Annotated in this window: 17 protein-coding genes; 4 read left to right on the forward strand and 13 right to left on the reverse strand. The window is 72.4% G+C overall.

The genetic code is table 11. The annotated features are described in order from the left end of the window. Positions 1–22 precede the first annotated feature (22 nt). The 7 genes from GQQ95_RS01470 to GQQ95_RS01500 all read right to left on the reverse strand — a co-directional run bounded on the left by GQQ95_RS01470 (position 23) and on the right by GQQ95_RS01500 (position 8,794). The gene (locus GQQ95_RS01470; RefSeq protein ID WP_157425846.1) at positions 23–916 is read right to left on the reverse strand and encodes a hypothetical protein; all 894 of its coding nucleotides are present in this window, start codon (positions 914–916) and stop codon (positions 23–25) included. Between the two features lie 157 nt (positions 917–1,073). After that, positions 1,074–1,550 carry a GNAT family N-acetyltransferase gene (locus GQQ95_RS01475; RefSeq protein ID WP_246205133.1) on the reverse strand — a complete coding sequence of 159 codons (477 nt, stop codon included), beginning with the start codon at positions 1,548–1,550 and terminating at the stop codon, positions 1,074–1,076. 129 nt (positions 1,551–1,679) lie between these two features. Beyond that, positions 1,680–2,477, reverse strand: coding sequence for an MBL fold metallo-hydrolase (locus GQQ95_RS01480; RefSeq protein WP_157425847.1), 798 nt, complete (start codon positions 2,475–2,477; stop codon positions 1,680–1,682). Positions 2,478–2,511: 34 nt separating this feature from the next. Next, positions 2,512–3,366 (reverse strand): alpha/beta hydrolase, encoded by an 855-nt coding sequence (locus tag GQQ95_RS01485; RefSeq protein ID WP_157425848.1) that lies wholly within the window; start codon positions 3,364–3,366, stop codon positions 2,512–2,514. An 83-nt stretch (positions 3,367–3,449) separates the two neighbouring features. Further along, positions 3,450–4,274, reverse strand: a complete 825-nt coding sequence (locus GQQ95_RS01490) for an alpha/beta fold hydrolase (protein WP_157425849.1) — start codon at positions 4,272–4,274, stop codon at positions 3,450–3,452. Positions 4,275–4,382: 108 nt separating this feature from the next. Beyond that, a complete protein-coding gene (locus GQQ95_RS01495) occupies positions 4,383–7,130 on the reverse strand; it encodes a helix-turn-helix transcriptional regulator (RefSeq protein WP_246205134.1) in 2,748 nt (915 codons plus the stop codon). A 71-nt stretch (positions 7,131–7,201) separates the two neighbouring features. Beyond that, complete coding sequence (locus GQQ95_RS01500) at positions 7,202–8,794, reverse strand: ABC-F family ATP-binding cassette domain-containing protein (RefSeq protein WP_157425850.1); 1,593 nt, start codon at positions 8,792–8,794, stop codon at positions 7,202–7,204. A gap of 313 nt (positions 8,795–9,107) precedes the next feature. Here GQQ95_RS01500 and GQQ95_RS01505 point away from each other — a divergent pair, with 313 nt between their 5' ends. From GQQ95_RS01505 to GQQ95_RS01515, 3 genes are all read left to right on the forward strand, one after another. Continuing rightward, a complete protein-coding gene (locus GQQ95_RS01505) occupies positions 9,108–12,611 on the forward strand; it encodes a glycosyl hydrolase family 95 catalytic domain-containing protein (RefSeq protein WP_157425851.1) in 3,504 nt (1,167 codons plus the stop codon). 362 nt (positions 12,612–12,973) lie between these two features. Next, complete coding sequence (abc-f, locus tag GQQ95_RS01510; RefSeq protein ID WP_157425852.1) at positions 12,974–14,668, forward strand: ribosomal protection-like ABC-F family protein; 1,695 nt, start codon at positions 12,974–12,976, stop codon at positions 14,666–14,668. Positions 14,669–14,720: 52 nt separating this feature from the next. Then, positions 14,721–16,088 carry an FAD-binding oxidoreductase gene (locus tag GQQ95_RS01515; protein ID WP_170296923.1) on the forward strand — a complete coding sequence of 456 codons (1,368 nt, stop codon included), beginning with the start codon at positions 14,721–14,723 and terminating at the stop codon, positions 16,086–16,088. 13 nt (positions 16,089–16,101) lie between these two features. On the opposite strand, the gene GQQ95_RS01520 is transcribed toward GQQ95_RS01515, so the two are convergent. The 5 genes from GQQ95_RS01520 to GQQ95_RS01540 all read right to left on the reverse strand — a co-directional run bounded on the left by GQQ95_RS01520 (position 16,102) and on the right by GQQ95_RS01540 (position 19,934). Then, entirely contained in the window at positions 16,102–16,899 is a 798-nt protein-coding gene (locus tag GQQ95_RS01520) for an alpha/beta fold hydrolase (protein WP_157425854.1), read from the reverse strand. Between the two features lie 213 nt (positions 16,900–17,112). Then, the gene (locus tag GQQ95_RS01525; protein WP_157425855.1) at positions 17,113–17,436 is read right to left on the reverse strand and encodes an L-rhamnose mutarotase; all 324 of its coding nucleotides are present in this window, start codon (positions 17,434–17,436) and stop codon (positions 17,113–17,115) included. After that, positions 17,433–18,203, reverse strand: a complete 771-nt coding sequence (locus tag GQQ95_RS01530; protein WP_157425856.1) for an SDR family NAD(P)-dependent oxidoreductase — start codon at positions 18,201–18,203, stop codon at positions 17,433–17,435. The genes GQQ95_RS01525 and GQQ95_RS01530 overlap by 4 nt, the downstream gene beginning before the upstream one ends. Continuing rightward, a complete protein-coding gene (locus GQQ95_RS01535; RefSeq protein ID WP_157425857.1) occupies positions 18,200–19,060 on the reverse strand; it encodes a fumarylacetoacetate hydrolase family protein in 861 nt (286 codons plus the stop codon). Before GQQ95_RS01535 ends, GQQ95_RS01530 begins: the two co-directional genes overlap by 4 nt. Next, on the reverse strand, positions 19,053–19,934 hold the full coding sequence (locus GQQ95_RS01540; RefSeq protein WP_157425858.1) for an amidohydrolase family protein: 882 nt from the start codon (positions 19,932–19,934) through the stop codon (positions 19,053–19,055). The genes GQQ95_RS01535 and GQQ95_RS01540 overlap by 8 nt, the downstream gene beginning before the upstream one ends. A 65-nt stretch (positions 19,935–19,999) precedes the next feature. Between GQQ95_RS01540 and GQQ95_RS01545 the strand changes: the two genes are divergently transcribed. Continuing rightward, complete coding sequence (locus GQQ95_RS01545; RefSeq protein WP_157425859.1) at positions 20,000–20,842, forward strand: FadR/GntR family transcriptional regulator; 843 nt, start codon at positions 20,000–20,002, stop codon at positions 20,840–20,842. A 4-nt stretch (positions 20,843–20,846) separates the two neighbouring features. Here the strand turns inward: GQQ95_RS01545 and GQQ95_RS01550 are convergent, their stop codons facing one another. Beyond that, entirely contained in the window at positions 20,847–21,821 is a 975-nt protein-coding gene (locus tag GQQ95_RS01550) for an aldo/keto reductase (protein WP_157425860.1), read from the reverse strand. Positions 21,822–21,893: the final 72 nt, after the last annotated feature.

Consider the following 21,893-nt stretch of genomic DNA (forward strand, 5'->3'; position numbering starts at 1 on the left):
GGCGCGACGCCGACAGCACCCGTCAGGCGAACAGCAGCGGCAGCAGCTGGATGCCGATGGCGCTCGCCATGAGGCGGTTCCGGCGGTCGCTCGTGAGCTGCCCGACCCAGTCGAAGCGGCCGAGATCGACGAGTTCGACGAACGTGGCCGAATCACCGCCGCGGCGGTGCACGCCGTACCCGACGCGAAGGCCGTCGTAGTAGGCGGCGTTCGCGAGGGCCTCGCGCACGATCTCGACCCCCGGCCAGGCAGCTGCGATCGCGGCGGCCACCCGATCGCCGAGCACGGCGTGTCCGTCGTCGGCGCGCACGATCGCCCGCGGCCGATCGCCGGCGCCGAGACCCGCTGCGGCCGCCGCCTCGAGCAGCCGCCGGTAGGCACCGAGCTGGCGCATGACGGCCGCGACCTCGAAGCCGTCGTCGGCACGCGCGCGGCCGGCGTCGGCCATCGCGAACATCCGGAAGTGGCGCGTTCGGGCACGGCCGGCCGGCGCCGGCTGCATCCGCAGCGTCTGGTGCACGGTGCAGAGGCGCACCTCCTCGTCGGGCGAGCGCCGAATCCGTGCCGCCGCCTCGAGCGCCAGGACGTTCGTGGGATCCGACACCACCTCGACCGGCCGGATCGTCGACAGCACGCGGTCCTGCGAGGTCGGCCCCAGCACGGAGGTCGCCCCGAGCGGCGCGACCGGCGAGAGGAGCAGCGCCTCGTGGTCGGATGCCGCGGCGAGCGCGAGCGCGTCGAGCGCCACGCTCGTGCGCAGGTCCACGGCCGACGGGACGACGAGCGAGTCGTCCGCCCACTGCGCGAGCAGCTGCGCCGGGCGGCGGCGGGACGCGGCATCCCTCGCCTCGACGAGCAGCTCTCCTCGTCGGTCGTGCACGGGAGGGTCGGATGCCGCGGAACGGTCGTCGTCCATCGCCCCATCATGCCGCGCGTCGGGCTCGCCATCTCGCCCGGATCGGCGCCCGAGTGCCGAATCGGCCGCCACGTGCCGAATCGGCGCTCGGGAATCCGCACTCCGGCGCCGAATCGGCACTCAGGGGCCGACGCGAACGCCCGCACGCGACGACAGCTCAGTCGCGCGCGGCGAGCTCCAGCGTGTAGAAGACGCTGTTCGGATCGAGCGCGTAGTCGCCGAAGGGCGGGCACTCGACGAAGCCGGCCTTCTCGTAGAGCGAGCGGGCGGGAGCGAAGAACGGCTCGGTGCCCGTCTCGAGGCTGATGCGCGCGTACCCTCGGGCTCTCGCTTCGTCGAGCACGTGCTCGAGCAGGCGTCGTCCGAGGCCACGACCGCGGGCCGCGGCATCCGCTCGCATCGACTTGAGCTCGCCGTGGTCGGGCGCGAGCTCCTTGAGCGCGACGCAGCCGAGCACGTCCTCACCGTCGGACACCGCCCAGAACGTGACGGCGGAGTCCGACAGGCCCGACACGTCGAGGGCGTGCACGCTCTCGGCGGGCGAGGTGGCGTGCATGTCCGCGAGGTGGTCCTCGAGCAGGCGCAGCACGCGCGGGTCGGCGAGGTCTCCGGGGGCGATCACGAGTTCGGGCACCGGAGAATTCTCACAGCCGGATGAGTCGGCCAGGTTACGCCTCGCCTGCGAGCGCACTCCTCCGCTCCAATGACGGAGCCGACGCCCCGCCCGCCGCCACCGCCGCCACCACCGCCGCCGCCGCCGAGCTCACACCTCGACGGCCACCCCGTCGGTGAGCCACCTGGCTCGATCGTGCACGGATGCCTCGGCCCCATCGATCGCGTCGCGGAGCCCCTGCTCGCCGTCGACGAAGTGCGACCACCCGTCGTAGTGCGCGAACACGGCGACCCGAGGGGCCGCGACGCCGACGAGCTCGACGGCCTCGCGACCGGTCATCGTGAAGCGCAGCGGGCCGGTGATGCCGAATCGCACGCCGCCGACGTTCGCGAGCAGCACGTCGACGTCGAGTTCCTCCGCCGTGCGGTGCAGCGCTGCGAAGGGCACGGTGTCCCCCGTGATCCAGAGCGCCACGCGCTCCTCTCCCTGCCGGCGCACGGCGAACCCGACGACGTCGCCGACGATCGCGCGGGTCAGCGGCGGACCGTGCCGGCACGGCGTCGCCGAGATCACGAGCGTGGGCAGGCCCGGCCGAGGCGGCGGGAGGGTCACCGACTCCCCCGGCACGAGGCCGTGCAGCCGCGCGGCCTCCAGCGAGGGGGCCAGCCGGCCGGCGCCGCTCTTCGTGGTGAGCACGGCGCCGGCCGACGGCAGCATGGCCCGACCGGCGTCGTCGAGGTTGTCGGCATGATGGTCGTGGCTGACGAGGGCCACGTCGATCGGCCCCAGCTCGTCGACGGTGAGCGCGGGGTCGCCGGTCTTCGTGGAGCCCGTGCCCCAGCCGAACTCGTAGTGACGCCCGGCGCGGTCGAAGGTCGGGTCGACGAGCAGCCGCCACCCATCGAGGTCCACGAGCACAGTCGGCCCGCCGATGCGCGTCAGCTTCATGGTCGCGAGACTATGCCCCGCCCGGCTCGCCCCGCTACGCTCCGGCCGCGACGGAGGATCGCGCGTGGGCGAGCGCCCAGTCGAGGGCGTGGTCGGCGACCTCCTCCCAGCCGGGCTCGGCGCAGATCCAGTGCGAGCGGCCCGGGAACTCGACGTACTCGGTGAGCGCGGGCGACTTCGCGTAGTGCTTGGCGTTCGACCTGTTCACCGACGGCGGCATGATGTGGTCCTTCTCGCCGCCGATGAACAGCAGCGGCGCGCGGTCGGCGGCGTAGTCCACCCAGGTCTCCTGCTTGCCCGGCGTGAAGTTCGCGAGCAGTCCGTAGGCCCAGATCCAATTGCCCGGGGCGGGGATCGTGAACTCCTGCCACGCGGCATCCGAGTCCTCGCGCGAGAGCGTGTTCGCGAACGCGTAGTGGAACTCCTCCGGGGTGAAGGCGACGGCCCGGTGGAGGTTCGCGGGGTTCTTCAATGCCGGGAACAGCGACTTCGCCTGCGAGAGCGGCGTGACCCGCACCCCCTCCGTCGGCGCCGAGTCGACGACCACGCCCGCCGCGCCGAGCCCGCGGGCGAGCAGCAGCTGGGTGAGCGTGCCGCCGAACGAGTGCCCCATGATGATGGGCGGCGTCGGCAGCGCCTCGATCTGCGCGGCGAGGTGGTCGACGGTCTCGGGTACGGTGAGCTTCGCGATGACGTCTGGGTCCTCGCGCAGCGCCTCCACCTCGACCTCGAAGCCCGGGTAGGCGGGCGTGAGCACGGTGTAGCCCTGCGCCTCGAAGCGCTCCTTCCAGCCCCGCCAGCTGCGCGGGGTCATCCAGAGGCCGTGCACGAGCACGATCGTGTCGGGGGCGGCGGGGTCGGGCGCAGGGGGTGGTGTCTGGTCGGTCATGGCGTGGTCCTTTCGTCGAGGTGGGCGGTGCGAACGAGCAGGGCGAGCGGATGCGGCGAGGCGGGCCCGCGGCATCCGCTCGGTCAGGAATCGATGAACGCGAGCAGGTCGGCGTGGAGTCGCTCGCGGTCGGTGTCGGGCAGGCCGTGGGCCCCGCCCTCGTAGACGAGCAGCGTGGCCCCGTCGATGAGGTCGGCCGAGCGCTCCCCGCCCACCGCGAAGGGGACGATCTGGTCGTCGTCGCCATGGATCACGAGCGTCGGCACGTCGATCTTCGCGAGGTCGGGCCGGAAGTCGGTGGCCGAGAAGGCGGCGATGCACTCGTAAGCCGCTCGGTGCCCGCACGCCATGCTCTGCAGCCAGAACGCGTCGCGCACGCCCTGCGAGATGTCGTTGTTGCGGTTGTGGCCGAAGAACGGCCCGTCGGCGAGGTCGCGGTAGAGCTGTGAGCGGTCGGATGCCTCGCCGGCACGGATGCCGTCGAACACGGCGATCGGCAGCCCGCCCGGGTTGTCCTCGGTCGCGAGCATCAGCGGCGGCACCGCCGAGACGAGCACGAGCCTCGCGACGCGGGCGGAACCGTGGCGGCCCACGTAGTGCGCGATCTCGCCGCCGCCGGTGGAGTGGCCGACGAGCGTGAGCTCGGTGAGGTCGAGGTGGTCGATGAGGCACGCGAGGTCGTCGGCGTAGGTGTCCATCTCGTTGCCGTTCCACGTCTGGCTCGATCGGCCGTGGCCGCGCCGGTCATGGGCGATCGCGCGGTGGCCCTGCTCGGCGAGGAAGAGCGCCGCGGCCTCCCAGGCGTCGGCGTTCAGCGGCCAGCCGTGGCTCAGCAGCACGGGCGTGCCGCTCGTGCCCCAGTCCTTGTAGAAGATCTGCGCGCCGTCATCGGCGGTGACGTAGGGCATGGGCGCCTCCCGGGAGCGGGCGAGTCGCGCGGTTCGCGATTCGCGGATGCCTCGATGCTCGCGCCAGGCGCCCCCGAGCCGAACCACGTGGTGCGCGTAGTCGCGAGGTCAGCCCTCGGAGGTGTGCTCGGCGAGCTGCCGTCGGGAGGTGATGCCGAGCTTCCGGAACACCTTGCGCAGGTGGTAGTCGACGGTGTTCGCACTGATGAACAGCTCGGCGCCGATCTCGGCGTTGGTGCGGCCCGCGGCGGCGAGCCGGGCGACCGTCTCCTCCTGCGGGGTGAGGCCGTCGTCGGCCGCGCCGCCCGGCTGGCGGGGCGCGACGCGCTCACCGGTCGCCTCGAGTTCACGGCGGGCCCTGGCGGCGAACGCGGGGGCGGCCACGCGCTCGAAGATGTCCAGCGCGGCACGGAGCTCCTGGCGTGCCTCCCGCCGTCGCTTCATGCGCCGCAACCACTCGCCGTAGAGGAGGTGGGCGCGCCCGAGTTCGCCGATCACGGTGGACTCCGCGAGGTGCCCGATCGATTCGACGTAGAGGGCTTCCGCCTCCTCGTCGGCTGCCAGCAGTGCTGAGCCACGCGCGGCCAGGCCGCGGATCCAAGGCGTGCCCGAGTGGGCGGCGAACTCCGCCAGCCGCGCGTGCGAGGCCCTCACGTCGTCGGCCCTTCCGCTGCGGACCCCCGCTTCGATGTACTCGGGCATCTGCTGGTACGTCACCTGGAGGAACGGTCGCTCGATCATCGGTCGCAGGCGTTCGAAGGCATCGCGGTAGTGCCCGTCCGCGATCGCGCGGACGCTCAGGCCCATCATCGCGATCGTCCAGGCCCCCGCGAACCCGGTGCCGAGCACGGCCTCGGCGATCGCCTCCACCTGCGGGACGGGCGCGCCGGCCCACGCGAGGTAGGAGCCGTTCACGACCTGCTCGGCGTCGTAGCCGATGGCGTGCCGCAGTTCCCGGACGTCGTCGATGTACCGACCGGATGCCGCAGGGTCGCCCCTGACCAGTTCGATGAGCCCGAGCAGCCACAGCACCGTGTCGAGGTCGCGCAGACGTCCTCGCGAACGGGCCGCCCCGGCGATGCGTTCGAGGAGCCTCACGCACGCCTGTTCGTCCCAGAGCGCCATGCTCAATGCGACGCCGAAGGTGCCGATCTCCAGCAGCGCCTCCTCGTCGAGCTCGAACAGCATGTCCAGGGCGTCGCGCATGACGGGCACGGCCTGCTCGTAGGGCAGGAGGATGTGAGCGCTGAGTCCGCGGAGGGCGATGGAGAGCGGACCGCCGGCCACGTCGACGCCGGCCGCGAGACGCTGCCCGAGTTCCGGAAGCGTGACCCCCTCGATCGCCCACTCGACCGTCAGCGTGAGGTCGAACGCCCAGACGAGGGCCCGCTGCTCGAGCGCGGGCACGATGCCGTGGAAGAGCTCGGCCGCCCGGAGCATCGTCGAGGGTCCGGTGAGGATGCGCTCCCGATCGGCGACGAAGATGGCGATGAGCGCTCGGAGCTGGGCGACCCGCCCGGCGCTGACGGGGTCGAGGGCGTCGCCTTCGAGGCGATCCAGGAGCTCGCGCGCCAGTTGGGCGGCGCCCGCGCTCGCCGCGGCCTCGGCCGCCGCGAGGAGTCGCCCCGAGCGGACGGGACCGGCCGGTGACAGCTCGGCCGCCCTGGCGAGGAGGCGCGCACGGGACGCGGTGCCGCCGCGCCCGCCCGCGGCATCCGCCACCGCTTCCAACCGGTCGGCGACCTCGCCGTCGATGCCGACCGTGGCCTCCGCGGCATGCCAGACGGCGAGGTCATGGCGGCCCGCGGCATCGGCGACGCCGCCGAGCGCCGCGTGCACGGCCCGGCGCTCCCCGGCGGGGATGGCGTTGTAGACGGCGGCGCGAACGAGCGGATGCCGGAAGCGCACGCGGTCCCGCACCGTGGCGAGGCCCGCCCGCTCCGCGGGCCCCGGGGCGTCGACCGTGACCCCGAGCACACGGGCGGCACCGTCGATCAGCGTCGGATCGCCGGTGGACTCCGCGGCGGCGATGTCGAGCCAGCGCCGCGTCTCGGTCGGCAGCGCGTCGACGGCCCGGAGGTACACGGACTCCAGCCGCAGCCCGATGGGCACCGGGCCGACGGCGAGCGAGTGGTCGGTGAGCTGTTGCGCCGAGAACTCGAGGGCGAGGTCGATCAGTGCGAGCGGGTTGCCGCCGGTCTCCTCGGCGAACCGGGTGGCGAGGTACGGGTCGACCGGGTCGGCGGCCGAACGGTTGAGCAGGGCGACGGCGGTCGGCGCGTCGAGCCCGGCGAGGTCGAGCACGGGCACGCCGGCGGCCGCCACATCGGCTCTCGGCTCCGGCCGCATGCCGAGCAGGAGCGCGACGGACTCGGCCTCGAGGCGACGTGCGACGAACGCGAGGACCTCGAGCGACTCCGGGTCGAGGAGGTGCGCGTCGTCCACCACGCAGACGACGGGCTCGCGTTCGGCCGCCGCGGCGAGGAGCGAGAGCATGCCGAGGCCGACCAGGTAGCGGTCGGGCGGCGGCCCCGCATCGAGTCCCGCAGCGATGCGCAGGGCGGAGGCCTGCGGGCCGGGCAGGTCGCGGATGAGCGCGGCGAACGGGGTGCCGAGCCGTTGCAGGGCCGCGTACGGCATCGCCGACTCCGCCTCGAAGCCGTCGGCACGGACGACCCTCACCCCGGCGGCCGCGCGCGTTGCCTCGTCGAGCAGCGCCGTCTTGCCGATGCCGGGCTCGCCGCGCACCACGAGCGCGGCGCCCCTGCGGTTGCGCGCACCGCCGACGAGCTCGGCGAGACGTTCGAGTTCGCCGGCACGGCCGAGGAGTGCGGAGGGCGACGTGTCGATGGACAACACGGTAGTGGAGCGCTCTCACGCGGCGCTATGCCCACGTTCGGGTCAGTCTCCCGCCGACGATCCCAGGGTCAGAGCGCTCCGGTCGCCGGCGTCTCGCGCACGCGTCCGCCGCCCTCGAAGACGAGCAGCCGGTCGGCGAGCTTGTCGACGAAGAAGCGGTCGTGGCTGACGACGATGACGGCGCCAGGGAAGTGGGTCAGCGCCCGCTCCATGACCTGCGTCGAGGTGATGTCGAGGTGGTTCGTGGGCTCGTCGAGCACGATCACGGCGGCGCCCGACAGCAGGCACTGCGCGATCGCGACCCTCGCCCGCTGGCCGCCCGAGAGTGTTCCGATCTTCTGCTTCAGGTCGGCCTCGGAGAACTGCAGCATCGCGAGGAACCGGTTCACGCTCTTCTTCGTCGCGGTGAAGGCGAGGGAGTCGGGGTAGGCGTTCACCGCGTGCCCCACGGTGTCCTCGAGGTCGAGCTCGGCGTAGACCCGGTTGTACGAGACGTACCGCGCCCCCTTCGCCCAGCGCACGCTCCCGGCATCCGCCTCGGTCTCCTCGGTGAGCACGTCGAGCAGCGTCGACTTGCCGGAGCCGTTCGAGCCGAGCACGGCGACCCGGTCGCCGCGGTGCACGTCGAAGGTCAGGTTCTCGAACAGCGGCGAGCCGCCGAACCCCTTCGAGAGCCCGGTGACGGTGAGCAGGTCGTTGCTGACCCGCAGCCCCTCGTAGATGCCCGTGATGATCTGGTCGATCGGCCGCGGCGCCTGCCGCTTCTTGATGTCGGCGAGCCGGCGGGCGACGGCGTTCGAGGGATTGCGTGCGGCCTCCCGACGGGCGGCCGAGGCGGCCTGCTCGTAGGCCAGCAGCTCCTCCTCATGGGCGAACTGCTTCTCGAGCATCTTCAGCCGCGACTGCTTCGCGTGCACGTAGGCCGAGTAGTCGCCCTCGTACTCCTGGAGGCGGTAGTTCTCGATCTCGACGATGCGGGTGACGACCCCGTCGAGGAACTGCCGGTCGTGGGAGACGACGAGCACCGCGCCGGCGAACGAGGCGAGCCAGTTCTCGACCCACTTCACGCCGTCGAGGTCGAGGAAGTTCGTCGGCTCGTCGAGCAGGAGCACGTCGGGCGCCTGCACGAGGATCTGCGCGAGCGCGGCGCGGTTGCGCCATCCGCCCGACAACCGGCCGACCGGCAGGGTGCGACGCTCCTCGTCGAAGCCGAGGCGCGTGAGCACGGTGTCGATCGTGGTCTCGTAGGTCCAGCCGCCGACGTGGTCCATGCGCTCGAAGAGCTCGCCCTGCTCGGTGAGCAGGCGGGTCATCTCGGCCTCGTCCACGGGTTCGGCGAGCGCCGTCCCGATCTCGTCGAGGCGGGCCTGCGTCTCGTGGACGTCGGTGAAGTGCGCGCTCAGCGTCTCCTGGATGCTCTGCTCGCCGTCGAGCTCGGAGAACTGCGAGAAGTACCCGATGGTCGTGCCGAGGGTGACGTCGCGGGTGCCGGCGCTCGGGTCGCGGCGGCCGAGCACGACCTCGAGGAAGCTGGTCTTGCCGGTGCCGTTCTTGCCGATGAGTCCGACGCGGTCGCCCTGCTTGAGCTTGAGGAAGGCCTCCTTCAGCACCGTGCGCCCGTCGAACTCGATGCTCACGTCGTTCAGGCGGATCAGGCTCACGGGGGTCCTCTCGGGCGACGACGAGCGGATGCCGCGCGTCGGGGATCTGGCGCCCCAAGCGTACGTGGCTCGCCTGAGCCCGCTCGCCGCGCGAGCCGCCGAGCAACCGCCGGACCGGCCGCCCTGCGGGCCGCCGCGTCCGTCGGCGCCGACGTCGTGAGCGGATGCCGCACGCGCACGCCGACCCGAGCAACGAGGTCTATACATCCGATGTTTAATGCGGCAGGATGGCACCGAATCGGCGAATACCGGCAAACCTACCGTCCGGAGACCCGAGACACCAGACCAAAGACGTCCTGGAGGTTCTTGTCAGATGCTCGATCACCAACTCGACCGGCGCAGTGTGCTGCAACTGGGCAGCGTCGCCGCCCTCGCCCCATTCGTGCCAGGCCTGCTGGGCGGAGCCTCGCCCGCCGCGGCCGCGCCCCTGCGTGCCGGCGGCCTCCGCACCGCGGCCGGCACGCTCGCCCTGCCGGAGATCTCGCGCAAGGCGCTCTGGTACGGGATCCCGGCCACGAACTGGGAGACGCAGGCCCTGCCGATCGGCAATGCGCGCATGGGCGCGATGCTCTTCGGCAACCCCGACCAGGAGGTCGTGCAGTTCAGCGAGATCAGCTTCTGGGGCGGCATCAACGACTACGACAACGCGCTCGCGGGTCAGGGCGACGGCGCCTACGACACGAGCGAGACCGGCTTCGGCTCGTTCCGGGACTTCGGCACGCTGAAGATCACCTTCGCCGCCGGACCGCAGGTGGGTTCGCCCGGCGGCCCGTACACGATCTCGGGCGGCGAGGGCGTGCAGAACACGGTCGACGGCCGGTCGAACACGAAGTGGTGCATCATCGGGCCGCCGTCGCATGTGCTCTGGCAGGCCGACCTCACCGCGCCCGTCGCCCTGACGAGCTACAGCATCACGAGCGCGAACGACGTGCCGGACCGCGACCCGCAGCAGTGGGTGCTCCAGGGCTCGAACGACGGCTCGACCTGGGTCGCGCTCGACACCCGCTCCGGCCCGCCGTTCGAGCAGCGCCAGCAGACGAAGACGTACACGTTCGCGAACACCGCCGCCTTCACGCACTACCGCTTCGACTTCGTGCCGAAGGCGGGCATCAGCCACTTCCAGCTCTCGGAGATCTCGCTCGGCGGGGTCGACCTCGTACAGGGCGACCTCGTCTACGTCACCTCGCCGAGCGGGCACTCGGGCGACGACGACCGCGACCTCGCCCGCAGCATCGACGGCGACCCCGCGACCGCATGGCACGTCAGCGGCGCCGGTGCGGGGTCCGGTGCCCGCTGGCAACTGCAGCTCCCGGCGAAGCGCGCGCTCACGGGATACGTGATCACGAGCGCCGCCGACGGCGCAACCGCCGATCCGCGCGACTGGGTGCTCGAGGGCTCGAACGACGGCGCGACGTGGCAGCAGCTCGACGCCCGCAGCGGCACGGCGTTCGCCGCGCGAGGCGAGGCCAAGACGTTCTCCTTCGCGAACGCCGTCGAGTACACGAGGTACCGGCTCACCTTCACGGCGCCCGGCGACTTCCACCTGGCCGGCATCGCGTTCACCGGCGCGGGCTTCGACACCCGCACGCGCCGCATCGCCGCCGACTACCGCCGCTCGCTCGACACCGCGGTCGGCCTGCACCACACCAGGTACGCCCTGCGCACCGGTCGCGTGCTCCGGGAGGCGTTCGCGAGCCGTGGGGCCGACCTCGTCGTGCTCCGCTACACGACCGACGACCCCGCCGGCTTCAGCGGGACCATCGGCATCGCGTCCGGGCAGGCGAACATCCCCGTCGTCGCGAGCGCCGGCGAGCGCCGCATCGGCTTCGAGGGAGCGCTGCTGAACGGGCTGCGCTACGCCGCGGTCGCCCAGGTCGCCGACACCGACGGTCGGGTCACCGGGGATGCGACGACGCTGCGCGTCACCGGGGCGACGACCCTCACGCTCCTGCTCGATGCGCGGACCGACTACAAGATGAGCGCAGCCGACGGATGGCGCGGCGACGCGCCACGACCCCGCATCGACGCGGCCCTCGCCGCGGCATCCGCCCGCTCCTTCGACGACCTGCACGACGAGCACACCGCGCAGGTCGCGGAGCTCATGTCGGCCGCCGTCGTGACCTGGGGCGACACGGATGTCTCGGTGCTCGAGCTCTCGACCGTCGAGCGGCTGAGCCGCTACAAGGCGGGCGCCGCCGACCCGACGCTCGAGCAGGCGATGTTCGACTACGGCCGCTACCTGCTCCTGAGCGCCTCGAAGTCCGACGGACTTCCCGCAAACCTGCAGGGGCTCTGGAACAACCAGAACCAGCCGGCGTGGGCGTCGGACTACCACACGAACATCAACATCCAGATGAACTACTGGGCCGCCGAGACGGGCAACCTGAGCGACTCGCACCTCGGCCTCGCGCGGTTCATCGAGCAGGTCGCCGTGCCGAGCCGGGTGGCCACCCGCAACGCCTTCGGACAGGACACGCCAGGCTGGACCGCCCGCACCTCGCAGTCGCCGTTCGGCGGCAACGCCTGGGAGTGGAACACGGTGGCCAGCGCCTGGTACGCCCTCCACCTCTACGAGCACTGGGCGTTCACGCAGGACCGCGACTACCTCGAGAACCTCGCGTACCCGATGATCAAGGAGATCTGCCAGTTCTGGGAGCACGAGCTCAAGGAACTCGCCGACGGCACCCTCGTGGCCCCGAACGGCTGGTCGCCCGAGCACGGCCCCCGTGAGGACGGCGTCATGCACGACCAGCAGATGGTGTGGGACCTCTTCGAGAACTACCGGGAGTGCGCGGCGGCCCTCGACGTCGACGCCGAGTACCGGGCTCGCGTCACCGACATGCAGTCGCGCCTCGCGCCGAACAAGATCGGCAGCTGGGGGCAGCTGCAGGAATGGCAGGCCGACCGCGACAGCCCGACGGACCTGCACCGGCACACGTCGCACCTCTTCGCGGTGTACCCGGGGCGCCAGATCACCCCCGAGACACCCGAGTTCGCCGCGGCGGCGCTCGTCTCCCTGAAGGCACGATGCGGCGAGCAGGAGGGCGTCCCGTTCACGGCGGGCACCGTCTCGGGCGACAGCCGGCGGTCGTGGACGTGGGCCTGGCGCACCGCGCTGTTCGCGCGCCTCGGCGACGCGACCCGGGCCCAGGTCATGCTCCGCGGGCTGCTCACCTACAACACGCTCGAGAACCTGTTCTGCAACCACCCTCCCTTCCAGCTCGACGGCAACTTCGGCATCCCGGGCGGCATCATCGAGATGGTCCTCCAGAGCCACGGCCGCATCATCTCGCTGCTGCCGGCGACGCCCGAGGACTGGGCGACCGGGTCGTTCACCGGCCTCCGCGCCCGCGGCGGCTACGGGGTGAGCGCCACCTGGGCCGACGGCGTGGTCACCTCGTACGACATCGTCGCCGACCGTGCGCCGAACGCGGAGCCCGTCATCGTGCGGGTGAACGGAGAGGATCGCCGCGTCCGCCCGGCGAACCCCGCCACCGGCCAGCCGATGAAGGACCTCGGCCCGGCCGTGGCGCTGGAGTTCGAGCCGCTCGTGACGACCCGCGTGGTCGCGGGCAAGGTGCAGCTCGGCGTCAAGGCGACGAACGAGGCCGACGCGCCGGTCTCGTTCGAGTTCGAGACGCCGTACGGCATCACCACGGTCGCGGCGGTGAAGCCCGGGAAGAACGCGTTCCACTCGTTCTCGACCCGGCTCGCGTCGATGCCCGCCGGCAGCGTCAGGATCACTGCGACGGGCCTGGTCGGCGGCGAGCCCGTCACGACCGTGCGCGACGTGGCGTACGACGCCGCGGGCGCCTGACCGCTCGTCCTGTTCCGGCCGGGTGCCCGACGAGGGTGCCCGGCCGGACCGATGTCCGGGCCTGCCACGGGCGACCGCCCCGGCGCGGCATGTCCTGCACTGCGGGCGTCCGACCATTGCGCCCCGCACCGGCACTCGGGTAACCTCCTCGGCATGGGTACCCTGATCTTCCAGTAGGTGGCGACCGCGTCGAGCTCCGCTCCACGGTCATCTCTCGCGATTCCCTCGCGCAATCCACCTCCGTGGCCCACGCCACCAGATCATCGACCCGTCGCCGCATCGGCGCACCCGGGGCGCCCACCACCGGCGCATCCGTCCCGGCGTGCCGACCCAGCCGGCGACAGGCGGGAAGGCCGGTCCCCTTGACCACCGCACAACTGACCCTTCGATCCGTCACGCGACGCTTCGCCGACCACGTCGTGCTCGATCGCGTCGACCTCACCGCGCGACCGGGCGAGCGCATCGGCCTCATCGGCGACAACGGCGCCGGCAAGTCGACCCTGCTTCGCCTCATCGCGGGTGAACTCGAGCCCGACGACGGCGAGGCGCTCGTCGTCTCGCCCGGTGGTCGCAGCGTGCTTCCGCAGTCCGTCGAACTCCCCGACGGGGCGACCGTCCAGGACGCCGTCGACCTGTGCTGGCGCGAGTTGCGCGCCCTCGAGCACGAGCTCCACGACGCCGAGCTCGCCCTCGGCACGCTCGCGACGACGCCCGACCCGAGTCCCGCGGAGGCCGCCGCGCTCGACGCCGGCCTCGAGCACTACGCGGAACTGCGGGACCGCTACGACGCCCGCGACGGCTTCGGCGCGCCTGCACGCCTGGATGCCGCGCTCCACGAGCTCGGCGTCGGGCACCTCGGGCGCGAGCGGACGTGGACGTCGCTGTCGGGCGGTGAGCGGAGCCGCACGGCGCTGGCCGCGATCCTCGCCGCCGACGCCGAACTCCTGCTCCTCGACGAGCCGACGAACGACCTCGACGACGACGCGTGGGACTGGCTCCTGGGCCAGCTCCGCGGCCACCGCGGCACGGTCGTCGCCGTCACGCACGACCGCGCCTTCCTCGAGGCGTTCACGCAGACGATCTGGGAAGTCGATGCCGGCTCGGTCGCCCGATACGGCGACGGCTACGCCGGGTACCGCGCCGCCAAGGCAGCCGAGCGCGAGCGGCGCAGGCTCGCCCACGAGGAGTGGGCGGCGGAACTGGCACGACATCGCTCGCTCGTCGAATCGAATGCCGGGCGGCTCGACGCGATTCCGCGCAAGCTCGACAAGGCGGGCATGGGTGCGGGGCAGTTCCGGGCGCGCGGACGCGACCACGGCGCGATGGGCCGCATCCGCAATGCGAAGGAGCGCATCGCCCGACTCGAGGATCATCCGGTCGCGCCTCCGCCGGAGCCGCTGACGTTCGTGCACGAGTTCGAGCGCGGAGCCCCCACCTCCGTCCCGCTCGAGGCGTCCTCCGCGACGCCGGATGCCGCGATGCCACCGCTCGTCGCCCTCCTCGACGTCCGGGTCGCCGCGGTGCGCGTGGAGCGCCTCGAACTGCGCGCCGGCGAGCGGCTGCTGATCACCGGCCCGAACGGCGTCGGCAAGACGAGCCTGCTCCGCACGATCGCCGGCGAGGCCGCGCCCGACTCGGGGTCGGTGCGCGTCCACGGCCGGGTCGGCCACCTTCGGCAGCAGGCCCCGAGCACCGATCGGCGGCGTTCCCTGCTCGAGGCGTACGCCCGCGGCATCCGCACCGACGAGGCGAGCGCGGCGGACCGCCTGATGGGGCTGGGGCTGTTCCACGGGCGCGAACTGGGGGTTCCGGTCGGTGGCCTCTCGTACGGGCAGCGCCGGCGGCTCGAACTCGCGCTCCTCGTGAGCTCACCGCACGACGTGCTGCTGCTCGACGAACCGACGAACCACCTCGCACCCGAACTCGTCGACGAACTCGAGCAGGCGCTCGCGGGCTTCGAGGGTGCGGTCGTCCTGGTCACCCACGACCGGCTGATGCGCGAGCGCTTCGCCGGCCGGCGCCTCGAGGTCGGGCAGGAGGCGGCCCTGACCACGTGACCATGTCGGATGCCGCGAGTAGCGTGGTCGACGGATGAGAGGGGCTCCACCCATGACCGATGCTCGCGCAACCGTGCTCGACGGCCTTCGACCGAACCTCACCGGCACGATCGTGCTGCCGGGCGACGCCGAGTACGACGCCGCACGCGCACCGTGGAACCTCAGCATCGACCAGCGTCCGGCTGCGGTCGCGGTGCCGGCGGATGTCGCGGACGTGCAGGCGATCCTCGCGGCGGCCGCAGCCGCCGGGCTCGGCGTCACGACCCAGCCCAACGGGCACGGCGCCGCCGACGACCTCGAGGGGGTCATCGTGATCCGCCCGTCGGCCTTCGACGAGCTCGAGGTCGACGTCGAGAATCGGGTGCTGCGGGTCGGCGCCGGCGTCAACTGGGGCCCCGTGCTGCAGGCGCTCGACGGCACCGGCCTCGTCGGCCTCGCCGGGTCGAACCCCGAGGTCAACGTCGTCGGCCTCGCACTGAACGGCGGTCACTCGCTGTTCAGCCGGCGTCATGGGCTGACGGCCCGGTCGATCCTCGCGGTCGAGTTCGTCGACGCGTCCGGCGAGCTGCAGCGCGTGTCCGACGTCGACGACGACGTGTCGCTCATCTGGGCCCTGCGCGGCGGCGGCGGCCTCTTCGGGGTGGTCACGGCGATCGAGCTCGCGCTGCATCCGGCGGACACCCTTTTCGGCGGCAGCCTGGTCTACGCCGAAGAGGCCGCCGTACCCGTCATCTCCGCGGCGTTCGCACTCGCGCGCGACGAGCCGGAATTGGGACTCGACATCGGCATGATGCGCTTCCCCGACCTCCCCGTCATGCCGCCGCACCTGCGGGGCCGCACCGTGGCATCGGTCATGCTCGTGCACGTGGGCGACGAGGCGAGCGGCTCGGCCATCGCCGAGCGACTGCTCTCGGTGGCCGAGCCCATCACGAACGCACTCACGACGTTCACCGTCGGCCAATTGGCGGCCGTCGCCGGCGAACCCGTCGAGCCGATGCCGACGGCCGACTTCGGCGCGACCATCGGCACCGACGACGACGCGTTCGCGGCGGAGTTCGTCGAGGCGTTCCTGGCGGGCGCCGAGCACGGGCTCATGCGCTGCGGGCTCCGTGCGATGGGCGGCGCGACCGCCGACCAGCACGAGGCCGAGCGTGCCGCCGTCGGTGCGATCACTGCGCCGCTGCTGCTCAACGCCGGAGTGCTGCTCATGAACCCGGCCATCGACCCCGTCGCGGCGCTGCAGCCGCTGCGCGAGCTCGCCGATCGCCACGGCGTCGTCGGCGGCGTGCCCTCGATGCTCGGCGCCGGGCCGCTCGCCGACGCGTACCCGCCCGCCGTGCTCGAGCGCCTCGCCGCCGTGAAGCGACGCGTCGACCCGAACGGCCTCATCCGGAGCAACCGGACCATCCACGCCGTCTGAGCGGTCGGCGGGCTCAGGCGTCGCCGAGGAACTCCAGGGCGCCGTGCCGGAACTCGCGCGAGACCGGGGCGTTGAAGTGGTGCCGCCCCGGCAGCTCGATGAAGCGGCTGCCGGGCGTCGCCTCCGCCAGGGCGCGTGAGCGCTCGAGGATCGCGTCCTCGCTGCCCGTGGCGAACAGCACGGGCTGCGTCGGCGGGTTCGCGACATCCGGATCCGCATCGCCCAGCCGCATGCCCTCGGCGAGGGCGATGAGCGCCCTGAGGTCGTTGCCCGGCACGCGCTCGGTGAGCGTCACGTAGTTCTGCGTGACCTTGTCCTCGACGGGTGTTCCGTGGTCGGCGTACGCGCGAGCCTGGTCGATCTGCAGGCGTGCGAGCGGCCGACCGTCGGGGATGCCGCCGAGCACGGCCCGCTGCACGCGCTCGGGGTGGGCGACGGCGACCTGCCAGCCCACGCGGGCGCCGAGCGAGTACCCGACGTAGTGCGCGCTGTCGAGCAGGTAGGTGTCGAGCACGGTGACGATGTCCTCGACGAAGAGGTCCATGGCGTAGGCCAGGTCGAGGTACGGCTTGTCGCTCGCCCCGTGGCCGCGTTGGTCGATCGCGAGCACCCGGTAGCCGGCCCGCGAGAGGTCGCGCACCCAGCCGGTGTTGACCCAGTTGTCGCGCGCGCTCGAGGCGAAGCCGTGCACGAGCAGCACGGGCGTCGCATCGTCCGCGCCCCACGAGTAGGTCGCGATGCGCCGCCCGTTGGTGCTCATGACGAACTGGGGGGCGGGCATCACGGTCATGCCGGGGATGTCGGTGGCCATACCCACATCATGCCGTGCCGGCCGCCCGGGCCGGCCCCCTCCGGAGAGCGGTATTCCGGAGATCACGCGCGACACGCCGCGAGAGCGCCGACGAACGCGGCGCGTCGCCGCGAGTCTCCGGAATTCGGCCGACCGCGCACGCGGCGCGACCTCGGGCACTTCCTGCCCGCGAGCGCCGCACCGATGCGTCGCCACGGGCGCAGAGGCATCCGCTCAGTCGAGGTGGAAGACCTCGGGGAGCTCCATCCACCACTCGCCTGCGGCCCGTTCGGCGAAGGGCCGCTGCAGCGGCTCGCACACCGACCACCAGCGCTGCGTCTCGGGGTCCGCGGCGATCGCCGCCATGTCGGCCTCGAGGTCGTCGCCGACGTACTCCATGTACGAGAACAGCACCTCGCCGTGCCGGTAGATCGAGTAGTTGCGGACGTTGCTGGCGGTGAGGCGCTCGAGCACCGCCGGCCACACCTCGGCGTGCAGGCGCTCGTACTCCTCGCGGTGCTCGGCAGGCAGGCCGATGACCGAGGCGAGCCGCTTCACGAGCGCGCTCCCGCGGGTCGCGGACGCAGGTGCGAGACGCCGCCGTCGACGTCGAGCGCTGTGCCCGTCGTGGAGACCGAGCGCGGGCTCGCGAGGTAGGCGATCGCCGCCGCGACCTCCTCGGGCGCGACCATCCGGCCGGTGGCCTGACGGGCGTCGAGCGCCGCCCGCTCGGCGACGGGATCGGCGAAGCCCTGCAGCATCCGGTCGACGAAGGGGGTGTGCACCGTACCCGGGCACACGCAGTTGACGCGGATGCCCTCGGCGACGTGGTCGGTGGCCATCGCGTAGGTCAACGCGAGCACCGCGCCCTTCGACGCCGAGTACAGGGCCCGCTGGGGCAGCCCGTTCAACGCCGCGATCGAGCTGACGTTGACGACGGATGCCGCCTCCGAGCGTCGCAGCCACGGGAGTGCCGCGGCCGTCACGCGCGCCATGCCGATGACGTTGACGTCGAGCACGCGCGCCCACTCGGCGTCGTCGTTCTCGGCGACGGTGCCGACCGCGCTGATGCCCGCGTTGTTCACGACGACGTCGATGCCGCCCAGGCGTTCGGCGACCTCGGCAACGGCCCGCTCGATCGAGGCCCGGTCCGTGACATCCGCCGTGAATCCGTGCAGCGGCTCGGGCAGTCCGTCGAGAGTGCGGTCGAGCACGGCCACGGTGGCGCCGCGCTCGACGAACTCCTTCGCCGTCGCGAGGCCGATGCCGGATGCCCCGCCCGTCACGATCGCGACGAGGCCGTCGAACTCGGCGGCGGCGCTCATGCCTGCACCATGGACTGGCTCGCCCGGCCGAGGCCGTCGATCTCGAGCTCGACCGTATCGCCGGCTCGCAGGTACGGGTTGCCCTCGATGCCGAGCGCGACGCCCGCGGGCGTGCCGGTGTTGATGAGGTCGCCCGGGCGCAGCACCATGAACTGGCTGAGGTACCAGATCACGTGCGCGACGGAGAAGAGCATGTCGGCGCTCGTGCCGTTCTGCCGGATCTCGCCGTTGACCCAGAGGCGCAGGCCGAGCGCCTGCGGGTCGGCGACGTCGGAAGCGGGCACCAGCACGGGGCCGAGCGGGTTGAACGTCTCGCAGCTCTTGCCCTTGTCCCACTGGCCGCCGCGCTCGAGCTGGAACTCGCGCTCCGACACGTCGTGCGAGACCGCATAGCCGGCGACATGGGCGAGCGCCTCGTCGGGCGATGCGAGGTAGCGCGCCGTCGTGCCGATGACGACGCCGAGCTCGACCTCCCAGTCGGTCTTCGTCGAGTTGCGCGGAATCAGCACGTCGTCGAAGGGGCCGACCACGGTCGACGGGTCCTTCATGAAGACGACCGGCTCGGCCGGCAGCGCGGCACCGGTCTCCTCGGCGTGGTCGCGGTAGTTCAGCCCGATGCAGACGACCTTGCCCGGCGCCGCGATGGGGGCGCCGACGCGCAGGCCGGTCGCATCGCCGTCGAGGTCGGGCAGCGAGTCGAGCGCGGCCGCGATGCGGGCGACACCGTCGGCGGCGAAGAACGCGCCGTCGAAGTCGGCCGTGAGCGATCGCGCGTCGAGGGTGCGTGCACCGACGCGGACGACGGGGACCTCGTGGCCCGCGTCGCCCAGTCGAGCCAACGTGAACTGGTCAGTCATCGAGGGGCTCCGATTCTGGGAGGGTGTAGAACCTGCGGGCGGTTCCCGCGAGGATGGCGTCGCGCTCGGCGACGGTGAGGTCGGCGAGGAGCTCGGAGAGCCCCTGCCAGACGTGGGCGTACCCGCCCGCGATGAGCGAGACGGGCCAGTCGCCGCCGTACATGAGCCGGTCGGGGCCGAAGGCCTCGAGCGCGTGGTCGAGGACCGGTCGCACCTGCTCGACCGTCCAGGAGGCTGGGTCCCCGGTGGCGGCGTAGAGCCCCGACACCTTGCCGTGCACCCGCGGGTTCTCGGCAACCCGTGCGATGAGGGAGGCCCAGGGCTCCCACGCGTCATCGCCCGGCACGGCCAGGCCGATGGGCGGCTTGTTGAGGTGGTCGAGGACGAGGTCGAGCTCCGGATGCCGCTCGGAGATCCCGAGCACCGCCTCGAGGTGCTCGGGCAGCACGCCGACGACGTCGAAGGGCACGCCCGCCGCCGCGAGCAGGCCCAGCGTCTCGTCGACGTCGGGCCGGCGGAGCCAGTTCGGGTCGGGCCGGTCGTGGATCAGGTTGCGCACCCCGCGGAAGAGCGGCCGCCGTCGGAGCTCCTCGAGGCGTTCCGCGGCGCGGGCCGGATCGTGCAGCGGCACGTAGCCGACGATGCCGTGCACGACGGGGTGGCGGCCCGCGACCTCGAACATGTGCTCGGTGTCCTCGTCGTTGTCGGCCGACTGCACGAGCACGGTTCCGACGACGCCCGCGGCCGTGAACTCCGGCATCACCTCGTCCATCTCGATCGTGCGGTGCAGCACCCCGGCCTCAGGGGTGAGCCAGGCGTAGTCGGCCCGCTCGAGGTTCCACACGTGCTGGTGCGCGTCGATGACCCCGGTCATGCGGCCTCCTCCAAAGATCTGATGAATTCGAGGGCGGATGTCGCCCGTTCGCCTAGGCTGTGGCCATGACGAGCGAGAAGACCTCCGACGGCGGCCCGGCGCGCTCGCGCGCCCAGGTCGTGATCGACGGCATCCGTCAGATGATCACGAGTGGCGAGCTGGTCGCAGGGTCCCGGCTGCCCGTGGAGCGTGACCTCGGCGAGCGGCTCGGCGTCTCGCGCGGACCACTGCGCGAGGGCGTTCGGGCGCTCGTGATCCTCGGCATCCTCGAGACCAGGCAGGGCGACGGCACCTACGTGACCTCGCTCGAGCCCGGCCGGCTCTTCGAGCCGCTCGGCATGCTCGCCGAACTGCAGAGCCCCGAGAACAACGTGCACCTGCTCGGCGTGCGCCGCGTGCTCGAGCCCGAGGCGGCGGCGCACGCGGCGCTGCGCATCAGCGATGACGACCTGGCCGAGGCCGGCCGCATCCTCGACCGCGGCGAGTCGCTGCTCACCGACGAGCGCATCGACCTCGAGGCCACCATCGACGTCGACACCGACTTCCACCGGCTCATCGCGACCGCCAGCGGCAATCCCGCGTTCGCCGCGATCATCGATGCGCTCGTGAGCCGCACCGCGCGGGCCCGCCTCTGGCGCGCGATCCACCAGCACGACGCCGTGCACTCGACGCAGCAGGAGCACCGGGCGATCCTCGCCGCGCTCGCGGCGCACGACCCCGACCGGGCCCGCATCCGCATGATGGTGCACGTGCTCGGCGTCGAGGAGTACACGGCCGCCCACCTCGACGAGTCCGCGCCCGAGATCGTCGACGGCGGAGAGCCCGGTGCGGCGCTGCGTGACCGAGGCGATGCGCAGTCGGGCGAGGCCGCCGGGGGCGCCGACTCCGGCGAGGCCGCCGGCTCCTGAGCCGTCAGGCATCGCGCAGCAGCCCGCGCTCGGCCAGCGTCGACCACAGCTCGTCGGGCACCTCGGCACCGACCCGCTCGACGGCCTGCTCGACCTGGTCGGCCGTGCGCATGCCCACCACCACGGAGACGACGCTCGGATGCCGCAGCGGGAAGGCCAGCGCGGCCTCGGGCAGGGTCACCCCGAACGACTCGCACACGTCGGCGATCTCGTTGGCCCTCGCGATGACCTCGGCAGGCGCCTGGGCGTAGTCGTAGCGTGCGTCGGCGGGCGGTCGCGGTCGTGAGAGCAGCCCCGAGTTGTAGACGCCGGCCGCCACGATGGCGACCCCGCGCTCGCTCGCAGCGGGCAGCAGGTCCTCGAGGGCGCCCTGCTCGAGCAGCGTGTAGCGCCCGGCCAGCATGATCAGGTCGACGTCATGGCGGAGCACGAACTCGGTGGGCATGGCCGACTGGTTCATGCCCGCACCGACGGCTCGCACGACGCCCTCGTCGCGCAGCTCGATGAGGGCGGGGATCGCCTCGGCATGCGCCTCCGGGCCGTAGTCGTCGGGGTCGTGGAGGTAGGCGATGTCGATGCGGTCGAGGCCGAGCCGCTCGAGGCTCTCGTCGATCGAGCGGCGGATGCCGTCGCGGCTGAGGTCGAACCGACGGCGGAGGTCGGCCGGAACGTCGAAGCCCTGATCGTCCCGGGCGCGGCCGTCGTACTCCTCGTTCGGGACGATGAGCCGTCCGGCCTTGGTGGAGAGCACGTAGTCGTCGCGGGGGTAGGCGGCCAGCGCCGCCCCGAGCCGCCGTTCGGAGAGCCCGAGCCCGTAGTGCGGCGCCGTGTCGAAGTACCGGATGCCGCGGTCGTACGCCGCCGCGACGGCACCCGCCGCCTCGTCGTCGGTGGTGACGCGGGCGAGGTTGCCGAGTTGCGCGGCACCGAAGCCGAGCTCGGTCAGCGACAGGCCGGATCGCAACGTGCGACTCTTCATCGAGTTCCTCCAGGCATGAGAACGGGGTGAGTAAAGGTTAGATGATTTCGCAGCGTCACGCCATTCCTCTGG

The organism is Agromyces salentinus, from assembly GCF_009749395.1.
Taxonomy (GTDB): Bacteria; Actinomycetota; Actinomycetes; order Actinomycetales; family Microbacteriaceae; genus Agromyces; species Agromyces salentinus.